Genomic DNA, 12,736 nt, shown 5'->3' with positions numbered 1-12,736 from the left:
CAGGCCAAAGAAACCAGCGTAATAGAATGCGCAGGTCTTGCCAATCGGGATGTCCGCAGCGGACGGGAATTATTTCGCTTTGGGTTCATAGGGCAGACGCGACAATGAAACGGAAGCCAGGCGATGGGCTATCAACCGCTCGCGAAACCAGTCACGCAGGTGCGCAGGCTGCTCTCTTTCAACCAAATCGGCGACGACGGGCATATTGTAACGCTCTTTAAAAGCGACGCCGGCCGCGGCAAGATCGACATTGACTTTATCCATCTCATCCTGCGAGATTTTTGCCAGGTTATTTTGCAATGGGTTTCTCCTTCATGATGCCGAAAACCGATCGGGCGTGACCTTCGACGTCGACGCACCGCTCGACTACGCCATTATACAGGGTTATTCTCTGTGCTACATACATAACGAAAAGGAATGACGATTATGCGTCCCATCGCCGTACGCGCGCTGCGCGTATCCGCTCTTCTCGCCGGTTTCCTGGCCAGCGCTGCGGCTTTTGCCCACGCGCATCTGCAACAGCAAACCCCCGCCGCAGGCTCGGAGGTCAGTACTTCCCCGCAGACCCTGACGCTTAATTTTTCTGAAGGTATCGAAACCCGCTTCAGCGGCGTGACCCTCAGCGGGCCGCAGCAAAAAACGGTCAAAACCGGAGAACTCACGCGCAGCGACAGCAATCAAGCCCAGCTGATCGTGCCAGTCGCCGAGCCTTTAGCGGCGGGTGACTATACCGTTGACTGGCATGTCGTCTCCGTCGACGGTCACAAAACCAAAGGACAATACCACTTTACCGTGAAATAACCGATGCTCACGGGACTCTATATCACGCTTCGTTTTGTCCACTTCACTTCGCTGATGGTGGCGTTTGGCTGCTTGCTGTACGGCGTGTGGTGGGCGCAGCCGACGCTGCGGCGTTTGCTGATGCAGCGCTTTTCCCCGCTGCTGCGCCATCTTCTGCTGTTCAGTGCGCTCTCGGCATTGCTGATGCTGATGGCGCAGGGTGGATTAATGGGCGACGGTTGGCCGGATGTCTGGCAACCCGCCATCTGGCAAGCCGTTGCCGGCACCCGGTTTGGCAGCGTCTGGCTGTGGCAGATCCTGCTGGCCTGGATCGCGCTGGCGGTGGCGTGGTTAAAGCCACGTCGCGCGGGGCGGCTGCTACTGGTGCTGCTTTGCGCGCAGCTGTTGCTGATGGCGGGCGTGGGGCATGCGGCGATGAGTGAAGGCGCGCGCGGCTTCCTGCAGCGTACCAACCATGCCGTGCATCTGTTCTGCGTCGCCAGCTGGTTTGGCGGCCTGCTGCCGTTTATTTACTGCCTGCGGCTGGCGCAAGGGCGCTGGCGTCATGCGGCGATTAGCGCCATGATGCGTTTTTCGCGCTACGGGCATCTGGCCGTAGCGGGGACCCTTGCCAGCGGCGTGGTGAATACGCTGCTGATCCAGGGAGGGTTATTCCGTGATTCACCCTGGGGGCAGATGCTATTGCTCAAATGTGCGCTGGTCGCAGGGATGGTGGCAATTGCATTGGTGAACAGGTATGTTCTGGTGCCACGTATGTCGGTGAGCGGAACGCGAGCGGAGCAGCTCATTCTGCGCACCACGCAGGTGGAAATGGCGCTTGGCGCGTTGGCGCTGGCGGCCGTCAGCCTGTTTGCAACCTGGGAACCTTTTTGAATTAACTGGTTAAATCATGAAAAAAATTGTTCTGACAATGTTGTTACTGGCAAGCTCTGGCGTCGCGCTGGCGGCTCCGCAAATTATCACCGTGAGCCGCTTTGAAGTGGGCAAGGATAATTGGGCGTTTAACCGCGAGGAGGTGATGCTGACCTGTCGCCCGGGTAATGCGCTGTTTGCCATTAACCCCAGCACGCTGGTGCAGTATCCGTTGAATGATATCGCCGGGCAGCAGGTGAAGGCGGGTAAAACCAGCGGCCAGCCGATCTCGATTATCCAGGTGGACGATCCGCAGCATCCGGGGCAAAAAATGAGCCTGGCGCCATTTATCGAACGCGCGCAGAAACTGTGCTGATTCTTGAACGTATCTTGCTGAATTAGCGTATAAAAAACCGCCAGCACCCCTTGCGGGGTGCGGCGGTTTTTTGTTGGCATAAGCCATTTCGTCAGGAAATATTCGGCCACTTTTGTTGCGGACTGGAAAACCTGACGCGGTAAACTATTCTTATAAGGCAAGGCGACTTAGCCTGCATTAATGCCAACTTTTAGCGCACGGCTCTCTCCCAAGAGCCATTTCCCTGGACCGAATACAGGAATCGTGTTCGGTCTCTTTTTATGTGAAATTTATCAATCAGTTACAGCATAAGACCCGAAATAATCCTTCATTTCGCGCGAGGGTCTTGTCCCCTTATACCACAACAAAAAACGCCTTAACATTCCCTTTACAGAAAATCTCTGCTTGATGAACGCATTATCACCACCGGTTCGAGGTAGCGTTGCGCGCGGAACAGACAGCTTAACTTGATCGCCATACTTTTTATGCCGGATAAACTTTGGGGACAATGCAGAGGATAACGGATAGCCTATGGTTATCGTGCGATCATGAAGGATTCACGGTTGTCCGGAGTCGTAGGAAAACCTCCGGACGCGCATCACCGCCTTAGATCTGTGAAATCATTACTCTCGTTCATTTAATGAATAAATTTCGGTCAGAACTGAAGGCATTGACCCCGCACCACCAATATTAATTTTGATGGTGTTATCATATTCATCGTTGAACAAGAAAAACAGAATTCCTGAGATATTTTGGTATTGCTGATCCTGATAGAGCTTTAGTGCTCTTTGGACTTCGTGGAGGACGCGGAGCTCAACGAGTTTTTCTGGTTGCCCCTGCTTAAGGTTACCTGTGCGGTCGAACTCCATGACCCCATTGCTGCTTGACTCTGAGATAAGAACGATGTTTGCCTGAGGCGAGGTAGATTGAATCTCCTGCTGGAGTAATTTTATCGTGGTATTCATTCTACAGGTATAGAGATCATCCATAATATCTTTGTCATGCTGGATATCTTGTTCTGTTGTATCCATTGCGCCATCGCTAAAAAAACTTAATTCTTGACGAATTTGTGCTACGGTTTTGTTATTAAAAACCTGACATGATTTATCGATATTTTTCGCAGCGAACCAGGCAGGAATATCATTATAAAGATTATCCAACAGGATCGTAGAAAGGTAGAAATCGAACGTATAAATATCAAACCCTTTAGGAATTCCACCTTCTGTATAGATGTTTCCTGCTGAGTCGTAGGTTGTTAATCTGAATTTTTCGATAATTTCAGGCCACTTTTTTTCATCATCGGTCGCCGTATTGTTTTTTATTTTTTCGGCGATATTACGATAGTGATTGTCAATGCCTTCAACATATCTTATTGATTTCTTGTCTAATTCCCTGGCGAACTCGGCATTGAACATCGCGCTCGCAAAGATGACGCCTAGTTTTATTTCTTTAAGCCCTCTGGCATCTAAAAGCGATCTTGTTTGCGCTGCGACATGTTCCAGATCATTTTTATTCAAACCATTAAGATATGGCTCGTCGGCAAGAAATATTGCGGCAACGTTATCACGGTATTGTTCTATGCTGGGTAATAGTTTGCTGATTTTTGCCTTTAGCAAAGAGTCAGCTGGCAAGGCTCTGAGTTTATTTTGGTCTATTGGCTTAAATATTTTTTGATGGCGTAAGTTATTATCATCGTAATAAACTGTGGAAATGTTTTCAGTTTTTCTTGCAGTATTGAGGGCCGGTCCCAGATCAAGGTAAAGTTGAAGACCATTTTTTTCGGCCAGGATGAGTTCATGGCGAAGTTGTTCTTCATTGTAGACATTGATCATCGCGATATTGACATTAGCGGCAAACTTTGGGTTGATACCGCTCGGTGATAAAAATCCCACGGTAGCAAAAACGTTACAGGATAATAAGATGACCAGGAGACTGGAGAGATAATACAAATGCTTTTTCAATTTTAAATCCCTTTATTTAATGAGTTTCACTTCTTCAGTATGGAAGCCCGTCATCATGAGCGGTGAAACGCAGGATTTTACAGCGTTAGCAAGCAAAGGTACACAGGGTTACAGCAAATGCCGGACTGCTGAATTCGGACAAGGTCTCTGTTAACCGCTGGCGGTGATATCTGACACCCTCCTTAGAGGGAGCGGGCCTGCCAGGGTTAAAGCCGGAAGGATGGCTTATCTGGGATGCACCCGGCGCGGTTATCGGCAAAATTACCGTTGTCAGTGGTTTGAAAACGCGCGCTGGCCAACAACCTCCCTACGACGATGCGGTATGTGGAGTGTGTGCCGTTCCTGGTTGAATGTCGGAACTGTAGACTTGTGGCGTGGATGAATGAATCCTCTGAGACGAGTCGTGCAAAAAGAGGAAAGAAAACACCTGCACCTGATTGGACCCGTAGCGCAGGTGAACGTCGCGGGCCAACATCGGAAGGCGAAGAGTATCTCTGTCGGGATGATAAACAGAATAGCAATGAGATTAAGAAATATGATTTTTAATTTTATTAAAATTTGCTTTTTAAAAAATGGTAGGGTAGAGAGGATGGGGCTAAGTGCTTCGCGAATAAAAGATAAGACGTTATTCTGGCGTAACAAAAGAAGGGTACAGCTGCGTTTCAAGATAACTGACTAACGCCCAAATTTCACCGCTGAAAATAAACCAAAGAGCCGTTAGCAGAATGACCAGTACAAGTGCCAGGAGAACGGTTTCAGTTTTACTCATAACTTCAATGGTTACCCGAAAGGAAAACGATGAAGGTATGATAGTAACGAAACCAGAGGATAAGATGCAAACGCCGTTACGCAAAACGGCGTTTAATTGATGCGCCCCATTCTGCTAAGCACGGGAGGTGAGCAGGTCCACCTGAGCGATCATGTCATCAAGCAGCTGGAAACGACGGCGGTATTCGGCGCGTTTTTTGCTGGCGATCGTCTCGAGCGTCTTTCTTTCCAGCCGCAGCGGTAAGCGCCAGCGCCAGGCGCCCTCGGCGATGCCATCAACAGATTGCCAGAATTCGTCATAGCTGGCATGAAAATGGCGCCCTTTGCTCAGACGATAGCGCAGCGCCCGGAAAACGTGGCCGTTATCGCTCACGCCATAAATCGCCTGGATATTGCTTCGCGCCGCCAGGGCCCAGATAAACTCAAGCAGCAGGCGTTTAGGGAACAGACCATAGCAGGCGCGGGTGGCGAGCTTAATCACTTCATGGGAGACGTTACGCCGTGGGCCCTGCAATCCTCCGATGATCAGCTGCCATTGTTCCTGCTGGCGGACGACGCTGAAGGTGGCGCTGGCGAGAAGCGTCTGATTGCCGTCGCGCAGCCACAACGTGGTCTCGCCCTCACGTTCCGCTTTACCGGCAGAGGAGGCTGATAAGGTAAACCGGGCGTCATCTTTGCCCCGCAGTTCCAGCAGCTTCAGTTCCCTGGCCGACGTCATGGCGCCAGCCAGGCGCGTGCCGGGGAGGGTATCGAGAAACTGATAGTGGCTGATCATCGCCTGCGCGCGCTGGCTGGCGCTGAGCCCACGGGCCAGATACTGGCGATGAACTTTCCCCGGCAGCGTCACCTGCGCGGCGAGCAGTTGCTTAAAGTCCGGGCGCGCGGAGAGATTATCCAGCATCGCCCGGGTGGGTTTATAAAATAAGGCCGTGCGTAGCAAAAATTTAAGCCGATAATGACGCGTTTGCCAAATTGGCGCGGGAATAAGTCGGCCCATCACCAGATCGGCAATAAGATTTGTGCGTGGCTGTACTGCGTAGGTTGAATGCAGGCTATTGTCCGTCACGATAAATACCTCGTCGTTATTTAGCCTCTATTTTAGAGACAGGGCGACGCGAGATTAATATCCGGACGGACTATATTTCGCTTTCGTTTAAATTTGATTGATGTGGATATCTAAGACGTATCAGACGATAAATAATTATCTATAATTGTAGCAGGGGGGAAAAATATGTATCAGCGTATTGATGGTTCAGCCTGGCGAAATATCTGGCTGGTAGGCGATGTGCACGGCTGCTTTGCGCTGCTGATGACAAAACTGCGCCAGCGAAAGTTCGACCCTTACCAGGACCTGCTCATCTCGGTGGGCGATCTGATCGATCGCGGGCCGCAAAGCGCGCGTTGCCTGGCGCTGATTCGCTGCCGTTGGTTTCGCGCGGTGCGGGGAAATCATGAACAGATGGCGCTGGATGCAAAAGAGAGCGGGGCGCTGGCGTTATGGATCATGAATGGCGGAAGCTGGTATCAGGAGAGCTCGCGGCGTGAACAGCAGGAGATTGATCGACTCCTGGTCCGCTGTCGCGAACTACCGCTGATCGTTGAGCTTTGCGCTGGCTCGCAGCGGCACGTTGTTGCGCACGCCGATTACCCGGCGGCCAGCTATCGTTGGCAGCAGCCGGTGGACGCGGAGCAGGTATTATGGCGTCGGCAGCGTCTCACCGATCATCTCGCCGGGCGGCACGGCGCGATTGGCGGCGCCGATCATTTCTGGTTCGGCCATACGCCGTTACAGCGGCGTTATGATAGCGATAATCAGCATTACATTGATACCGGGGCGGTGTTCGGCGGTGAACTGACGCTGGTGCAGCTGCAGTAAGGGTCAGAAGTCACTGTATTTGCTGGCTGGCTGCCAGAAGCCATCGATAAAATCCTCGACCGGAAAACAGCCGCCCTGGCGTATTCGCTGGTCATCCATCGCCACCAGGCACCGTCGTTCGTTATCGTAAACGTCCACCACAATATCTTCGCAACCGCCGTCCAGATAACAAATAAACAACACTAAGGCAAACATCCTGGCCTCATATTCGGCTTGGTTTATCAGTATAGGGTAGCTCAGAAAGGGCGGGGAGAAATAACCCGTCTCAGGCGACGGGTTCTTTTTGAATCAGGCAACGCGCATGATCCAGGCATCGGCTTGTTGATCGTAGTGCTTGCGATAAAGGACGGAATGTTGACCATCGAGGATGGCTGGTACGCTGGTTTCGGCGTCCCAGCCGTCCAGTTGCATACATAAATCTGGATCGGATTTACAAGGAATGCTTAACGTTCGCTCTCCCTGCTGTTCTGCGTGCAGTTCGGCATCGTCTATCTCAAACGCGCCGATACGAATGCTGGTTTTGCTCATAAGTTCACCCCATTGATCTGCTGAGTTGTGGTACGACCAGTTAAGGCCGCCATTTTTCAGCGTAGACAATGAGGCGCAAATCGCCAGTTAAAAAATGCTGTTTATTCGAACTCGATCACGCCTGACCGGCAAATAACTTTCCATCGCGAACCAGTTCCCGCGGATAGCTGTTTTTCAGCCTGGAACCGACTTTCTTCGCCAGACCAAGGGTGGCGCCCTGGAAGGTGACGATAACTTCGTCCTGCTGCGGCGGTGTTGCGGGGTAGACATCGCGCCCACGGTACCACTCTTCCGCTTCGGCCTGGCTGAGTTCAAACGGTGCGTCGGGCGCCGCAAGGGCGATGACCGCCTCGTGCTGCCAGCGGTACCCTTTGTTATGCGTCTCTGCCAGACGAATGCCAATCCGCGAAAAACGTACCTGGCCAATCAAGGATTCCAGCGCTTTCGGGAATAACCAAATCTCTTTATCGCGCTGCCACAGGCTGTGACTGTCATCCCAGCGCAGGCCCACGCCGGCTGCGGCGGCGGAAACCGCGGCAATTTCCCGGCCTTTCAGCGGTGCAAAAGGAAACTTCCCGACCTTATATCCGGGGGCCGGCAGCGGTTCGATGGCCGCGGTTTTCTGTAAACGGGCGACAAAAAAGCCTTCGCAGTCAAAAACCTGTGGGAAGACGTGGAGAAAACCCTCAGGCGTCAATACCTCAGCGGCCTGCGGGAATAATGCGCCAAGCGGCAACGCCGCCACCGCCTGCGGATAGCGGGCCAATAGCCACTGTACCACCTCTTCATTTTCTTCCCGGTTAAGGGTACAGGTGGAGTAAACCAGCGTGCCGCCGGGGCGCAGCGCGTGAAACGCGCTGTCGAGCAGCTCGCGTTGGGTTTGCGCAATCTGCTGGTTGCTTTCCGGCGACCAGTTTTTCAGTGCGTCGGGATCCTTACGTACCACCCCTTCGCCCGAGCAGGGGGCATCAAGCAGGATGGCGTCAAAGCACTCCGGCAGGGCAGCACCGAATACCCGGCCATCAAAATGGGTCAAGGCAACGTTACTGATTCCACAGCGGCTGATATTGGCATGCAGGACCTTAACCCGGCTGGCGGAAAACTCATTGGCGAGGATCCCGCCGGCGTTGTCCATGCGGGCGGCGATCTGCGTGGTTTTGGAGCCTGGCGCGGCGGCCATATCCATTACCCGCTGCGGCATGTCGCCATCGGCAAACAGCGCGGCAACCGGCAGCATTGAGCTGGCCTCCTGAATGTAAAACAAACCGCTCAGATGCTCGGCGGTGCTGCCCAGCGGCAGGGTATCTTCATCGTCTCGCTCGATCCAAAAACCTTCTTCACTCCACGGAATGGGCGTCAGCTGCCAGCCGTAAGGCGCCACCCGTCGCAGGAAGTCGGCCACGCTGATTTTCAACGTGTTGACGCGCAGGCTGCGGCGCAACGGACGCTGGCAGGCGGCGAGAAAATCATCGAAGGAGAGATGCGTCGGCATCGCCTCACGCATTTGAGCGAGGAACTGGTCGGGAAAGTAGACAGCGTTTTGAGCCACTGGTGCGCACCACAAGAAAAAAGGGTGCGCAGTTTATCATAAACGCTCCGGCGGTGGACACCGGAGCGTTTTGCTTACTGCGGCAGGGCGGTGCCCCATTCGCGCCACTCTTTCGGTTCACTTTCCAGCAGCAGGAAGTGTTTACCATCCTGCGCTTTCGGCGCCAGCGGCGTGCCCGGCGGCGTGGCAAAGGAGATACCGCCGCGAATGAACTGGTTGAAGGTCCCGGTTTTCACCACGCCGCCGATCAGGCCAAAGTCGAGGTTATACCCGGAAGAGAGCCAGAATACCGAGTTGTTACGAACCAGGTACTGATAGCGTTTGCTGATGCGCAGTTTGACCATCACGCGATCGGACATGGAGCCCAGCGTCAGCCCGGTCACCGTACCGACCTCCAGGCCGCGGAACAGCACCGGCGTACCGATATCCAAAGAACCCGCCTCCGGCACTTCGACGACGATGCTCAGGCCATCGATATAGCGGGAGTCGCTGATCGTCGTTTCCTGAATTTCAAAATCACGACGCGGCGAACCGCGACCCGGCTCCACGTTGATATAGGGCTGGAAGATCGTATCCAGGTGTTCAACGCCCGCCGCAGAAATTTGCGGGGTAATCACCGAGAAGCGGGTGCCGCCGCGGGCGAAGGTATTAACGTACTCCGGGTAGAGCACGGCTTTCGCCTGCACTTCGTTTTTAGCGGTAATTAAATTCAGCGTCTGCACCTGGCCGATATTAATCCCCAGGTAGCGAATCGGCATCCCTTCGGATATTTTACCCGCATCGAAGGCGTGCAGCGTGATCTGACCGCCTACCGCACGAGCGGCGGTTTCTGAAGCATAGAGAATGCGTTTATTGCCGATGCGCGCAGCGGCGCTGTTTCCGCTGAGATCGTCAAAACTGATGGCGCCTCTCAGCGCTCGCGCCAGCGGTGACGCCTGCACGGTCAGACCATGACCATCGAGCTGGACTTTGGCGCCCCCTTCGGCCCAGAACACGCTATTGCTGGTCAGCAGATGACGATATTCCGGCTTGATGTGCAGATCGATGTCAAAGGCGTTGCGACGGGGTTTGACCGAAATAATCTCACCGACGGCGAATTTACGATACAGCACCACCGAACCCTCCTGAACGTCCGGCAGGGTTTCCGCCGTGAGGCTCAGGGTGGTGGTCGGCACGTCGCTCAGGCTATTTTCCTCCGCCTTTTCCATATTGGCATACAGAGGATAGCTGGACTGAATCGCCCCTTTTTCGCCGGGAATAATGCGAATCCCGCCGTCAACCCACTCGCTGGCGCTGGCGCCGAGCACTTTGACGCCATCGAGACCGACCTTCACATCAAGGCGGCTGTTGACGACAAATTTGCTGTCGCCGTGCACCAGTCCACGATACTCAGGGGTAATCGCCACCTGGAAGGTCACCCCTTTAGCGGTCAGTTTGCGCTCCAGAACCTGACCAATTTTCACGCCGTGCAGCACCAGCGGCTGCCCGGCATCAATCCCGTAACTCTCCGCCGCCGTCAGGGTGATCGTGGCGACGTCAGGCTCTTCCAGTAGGGATTTATCCGCCGGCAGAACGACAAAGTGGTTGCGCGTTTCCCCTTCGCCAGGCACCAGTTCAAAGGTATTGCCGGTAAGCAGGGCGCTGAGGCTCGGGTTATCCAGAGAAATCTTCGGCTTTTTCATCTGAATCAGCGTCTTGTCCCGCAGTAGGGTGACGACGCTGGGGTCGACCGTCATCTCACCGGTCACTTTACTGCCGGGGGTGAGGTTGAGTTTAGTGAGCTGGCCGACTTCCAGCCCCTGATACATCAGCGGGGTAGAACCGGCCTTCAACCCCCGGCCATCGGGCAGTTCGAGGGTGACCAGCACGCCGCGTTGGCTGTGGGCCAAATCTTCATACAGCCCGAACTCATCATTTTGCTGAGCCGGTTGGGAATCCGCAGGGGAGTCAAAGGCGATGGCACCGTTGACCAGCGCCGACAGGCTTTCCAGCTGAACTTTCGCGCCGCCGAGGCCAACATCGGCCTTCACGCCGGAGACATTCCAGAAGCGGCTGCCTTTTTTCACCAGGTTGGTGAAGCGCCGTTCGATCAGGACGTCGATGGTCACGCCCTGGTTGTTGTCATTGAGCGAGAAATCATAAACCCGGCCAACGGGGATTTTGCGGAAGTAGACCTGGGAGCCGCTGGTGAGTGAACCGAGGTCCGGCGCCTGCAGATGAATCATCAGCTCGCCATTGTTGATATGGTATTTGGGCTGGGTATCGAGGGCGACAAAATGATCCTGCGCCTCTCCCGGGCCCGGCATCATGCCGATATAGTTACCGCCAACCAGCGCATCAAGACCGGAAACACCGGCCAGCGAGGCTTTCGGGGTCACCAGCCAGAACTGAGTCTCCTTACGCAGAGCGTCTTTCATGTCGCCTTTGACGCTGGCGGACACCTCGATTTTACTCAGGTCTTTGCTCAGGGAGATATTCTCCACGGTGCCCACCTCTACCCCTTGATAGCGGATAGGCGTGCGCCCCGGGACAATCCCGTTGGCCGACTGGAAGTCGATGGTAATTGTCGTCCCGCGATCGTTATAGCTGGTCCAGATCAGCCAGCTAGCGATCAAGAACGCAATCACCGGCAGCAGCCAGAATGGCGAAATGCGACGTTTGGTTTTAATTCTGGCTTCAGTCGGTGAAGCGGGCGTTTCCTGACTCATGTGCGTCCCAAAGTAAGCGGCTGTCCAGCCATTCAACAGCAAGGATAGTTAATATTACCGCGGCGCCGAAATATACCGCAGCCGGTCCCATCGTAAAAGCGAGGAGCTGGTCGCGATTGATCAGAGACATGGTTAATGAGATAACAAACAGATCCAACATTGACCAACGACCGATCCAGGTAATCAGCCGCAGCAGCAGAATGCGGGTACGCAGTCCCTGCTCACACCTGAAGTGTATGCTGACCAGCAGCGTAAATAACACAATAACTTTGGTAAAGGGCACCAGAATACTGGCGATAAACACCACCCCGGCAATGGCGATGTTGCTGTTCGCCAACGACATGATGCCAGAGAGAATCGTATCATCCTGGCGAGAACCGTTAACGTAAATAATCGAGATCGGCAGCAGATTAGCCGGGATCAGGAACACCATTGAGGCGATCAAGCCGGCCCAGCTTCGTTGTAAGCTCTGCGGCCGCCGATGGCGCAGCGGGGTATGGCAGCGGCGGCAGCGCCCGCGGGAATCGCGAAAACCGGTGTAATGGCAACCGGTACACACCTGCAGCGCCGGATCCGGGCGCAGCGCCGGTCGCTGCGGATAAAAACGCTCCCACAGCTCTTCAACATTCATATGAATGATCGTCAGGATGCTGAGCAGCGTCAGCGAGATAAAGGCGACGAGCCCGACGCCCGGTTGCAGGAAGGCGTAATCCTGTACCTTGATGGAGGCCACGCCGATGCCCACCAGATAGATATCCAGCATCACCCACTCTTTGAGCCGCTCCAGCATCAGCAGCACCGGGCGTAAATTCATCCCCAGCACGTTTCCCAGCCACAGGTAAGCGATACAGATAACCAGCAGCGCCGGCGCGCCAACGGCGCAAAACAGCACCATCGCCGCGGTCAGCGGATCGCCCTGACCGGTCATTTGCCAGATGCCCTGTAATACGTTAGCGTCAATACGCATGCCGAGCAGGTGCAGGCGCAGCAGCGGCGCCGTCCAGGCGAAAGGCATCAGTACCAGCATTGCCAGCGCGATGCTGCCAAGGCGCGAAAGCGACCAGTCACGGCCATCGCGAACTTTCGCGTTGCAACGGGGGCACCACGCGCTCTGATTGCGCTTAAGCACCGGCAAGCGGAACAGAATGTCGCACTGGGGGCAGCGGTGATAGTGCGCCTGCGGCAAGGGTTGACCTACCGCATGCACGATCATCTTTTTGGCTGGCGTAATCGGTTGTGTTTTTAGTGGCATTTATTACGTACAGGAATGAATGTATCTCACTATCTTAACCCAGGAATGAATTCATCTTGAGCCTGAACGCATTTAATGCTTATTTT

13 protein-coding genes are annotated in these 12,736 nt (G+C 54.3%); 4 read left to right on the top strand and 9 right to left on the bottom strand.

Annotation, left to right across the window (positions count from 1 at the left end; all coding sequences use genetic code 11):
* Nucleotides 1–69: 69 nt before the first annotated feature.
* A complete protein-coding gene (locus EDF73_RS00630; RefSeq protein WP_132724708.1) occupies nt 70–300 on the bottom strand; it encodes a DNA polymerase III subunit theta in 231 nt (76 codons plus the stop codon).
* 126 nt (nt 301–426) lie between these two features.
* Here EDF73_RS00630 and yobA point away from each other — a divergent pair, with 126 nt between their 5' ends.
* From yobA to EDF73_RS00615, 3 genes are read left to right on the top strand one after another with little or no spacing between them, the layout of a single operon-like run.
* Nucleotides 427–801: a CopC domain-containing protein YobA gene (gene yobA / locus EDF73_RS00625; RefSeq protein ID WP_132726216.1), complete on the top strand. Its 375-nt coding sequence runs from the start codon at nt 427–429 to the stop codon at nt 799–801.
* 3 nt (nt 802–804) lie between these two features.
* Nucleotides 805–1,674, top strand: a complete 870-nt coding sequence (gene copD, locus EDF73_RS00620; RefSeq protein ID WP_132724706.1) for a copper homeostasis membrane protein CopD — start codon at nt 805–807, stop codon at nt 1,672–1,674.
* Between the two features lie 16 nt (nt 1,675–1,690).
* On the top strand, nt 1,691–2,029 hold the full coding sequence (locus tag EDF73_RS00615) for a YebY family protein (protein ID WP_165905612.1): 339 nt from the start codon (nt 1,691–1,693) through the stop codon (nt 2,027–2,029).
* A 602-nt stretch (nt 2,030–2,631) separates the two neighbouring features.
* Here EDF73_RS00615 and EDF73_RS00610 read toward each other — a convergent pair.
* From EDF73_RS00610 to EDF73_RS00605, 3 genes are all read right to left on the bottom strand, one after another.
* Nucleotides 2,632–3,969 (bottom strand): hypothetical protein, encoded by a 1,338-nt coding sequence (locus EDF73_RS00610; protein WP_132724702.1) that lies wholly within the window; start codon nt 3,967–3,969, stop codon nt 2,632–2,634.
* Nucleotides 3,970–4,594: 625 nt separating this feature from the next.
* Nucleotides 4,595–4,738, bottom strand: a complete 144-nt coding sequence (locus tag EDF73_RS27375) for an Ecr family regulatory small membrane protein (RefSeq protein ID WP_165905611.1) — start codon at nt 4,736–4,738, stop codon at nt 4,595–4,597.
* Nucleotides 4,739–4,852: 114 nt separating this feature from the next.
* Nucleotides 4,853–5,803, bottom strand: coding sequence for a VirK/YbjX family protein (locus EDF73_RS00605; protein WP_132724700.1), 951 nt, complete (start codon nt 5,801–5,803; stop codon nt 4,853–4,855).
* A 165-nt stretch (nt 5,804–5,968) separates the two neighbouring features.
* Between EDF73_RS00605 and pphA the strand changes: the two genes are divergently transcribed.
* Nucleotides 5,969–6,613, top strand: coding sequence for a protein-serine/threonine phosphatase (pphA, locus tag EDF73_RS00600; protein WP_132724698.1), 645 nt, complete (start codon nt 5,969–5,971; stop codon nt 6,611–6,613).
* Between the two features lie 3 nt (nt 6,614–6,616).
* Here the strand turns inward: pphA and EDF73_RS00595 are convergent, their stop codons facing one another.
* The 5 genes from EDF73_RS00595 to yebS all read right to left on the bottom strand — a co-directional run bounded on the left by EDF73_RS00595 (nt 6,617) and on the right by yebS (nt 12,650).
* Nucleotides 6,617–6,808 carry a YebW family protein gene (locus EDF73_RS00595; protein WP_064793225.1) on the bottom strand — a complete coding sequence of 64 codons (192 nt, stop codon included), beginning with the start codon at nt 6,806–6,808 and terminating at the stop codon, nt 6,617–6,619.
* Between the two features lie 93 nt (nt 6,809–6,901).
* Nucleotides 6,902–7,141 carry a YebV family protein gene (locus tag EDF73_RS00590; protein WP_132724696.1) on the bottom strand — a complete coding sequence of 80 codons (240 nt, stop codon included), beginning with the start codon at nt 7,139–7,141 and terminating at the stop codon, nt 6,902–6,904.
* A 115-nt stretch (nt 7,142–7,256) separates the two neighbouring features.
* The gene (rsmF, locus tag EDF73_RS00585; RefSeq protein ID WP_132724694.1) at nt 7,257–8,690 is read right to left on the bottom strand and encodes a 16S rRNA (cytosine(1407)-C(5))-methyltransferase RsmF; all 1,434 of its coding nucleotides are present in this window, start codon (nt 8,688–8,690) and stop codon (nt 7,257–7,259) included.
* Nucleotides 8,691–8,764: 74 nt separating this feature from the next.
* Nucleotides 8,765–11,398, bottom strand: coding sequence for a PqiB family protein (locus EDF73_RS00580; protein WP_132724692.1), 2,634 nt, complete (start codon nt 11,396–11,398; stop codon nt 8,765–8,767).
* Nucleotides 11,367–12,650, bottom strand: a complete 1,284-nt coding sequence (yebS, locus tag EDF73_RS00575; protein WP_132724690.1) for a membrane integrity lipid transport subunit YebS — start codon at nt 12,648–12,650, stop codon at nt 11,367–11,369. The genes EDF73_RS00580 and yebS overlap by 32 nt, the downstream gene beginning before the upstream one ends.
* Nucleotides 12,651–12,736: the final 86 nt, after the last annotated feature.

Origin of the sequence: Klebsiella sp. BIGb0138, from assembly GCF_004342285.1 — a bacterium.
GTDB lineage: Bacteria > Pseudomonadota > Gammaproteobacteria > Enterobacterales > Enterobacteriaceae > Klebsiella.
Note: the sequence above shows the minus strand (reverse complement) of the source record. Positions and strands in the feature narration are given on the sequence as shown.

What these genes read in the sequence shown, in the direction of transcription:
- yobA (WP_132726216.1), top strand. Translation starts at nt 427, where the DNA reads ATGCGTCCCATCGCCGTACGCGCGCTGCGCGTATCCGCTCTTCTCGCC.
- copD (WP_132724706.1), top strand. Translation starts at nt 805, where the DNA reads ATGCTCACGGGACTCTATATCACGCTTCGTTTTGTCCACTTCACTTCG.
- EDF73_RS00615 (WP_165905612.1), top strand. Translation starts at nt 1,691, where the DNA reads ATGAAAAAAATTGTTCTGACAATGTTGTTACTGGCAAGCTCTGGCGTC.
- EDF73_RS27375 (WP_165905611.1), bottom strand. Translation starts at nt 4,738, where the DNA reads ATGAGTAAAACTGAAACCGTTCTCCTGGCACTTGTACTGGTCATTCTG.
- pphA (WP_132724698.1), top strand. Translation starts at nt 5,969, where the DNA reads ATGTATCAGCGTATTGATGGTTCAGCCTGGCGAAATATCTGGCTGGTA.
- EDF73_RS00595 (WP_064793225.1), bottom strand. Translation starts at nt 6,808, where the DNA reads ATGTTTGCCTTAGTGTTGTTTATTTGTTATCTGGACGGCGGTTGCGAA.
- EDF73_RS00590 (WP_132724696.1), bottom strand. Translation starts at nt 7,141, where the DNA reads ATGAGCAAAACCAGCATTCGTATCGGCGCGTTTGAGATAGACGATGCC.
- EDF73_RS00580 (WP_132724692.1), bottom strand. Translation starts at nt 11,398, where the DNA reads ATGAGTCAGGAAACGCCCGCTTCACCGACTGAAGCCAGAATTAAAACC.
- yebS (WP_132724690.1), bottom strand. Translation starts at nt 12,650, where the DNA reads ATGCCACTAAAAACACAACCGATTACGCCAGCCAAAAAGATGATCGTG.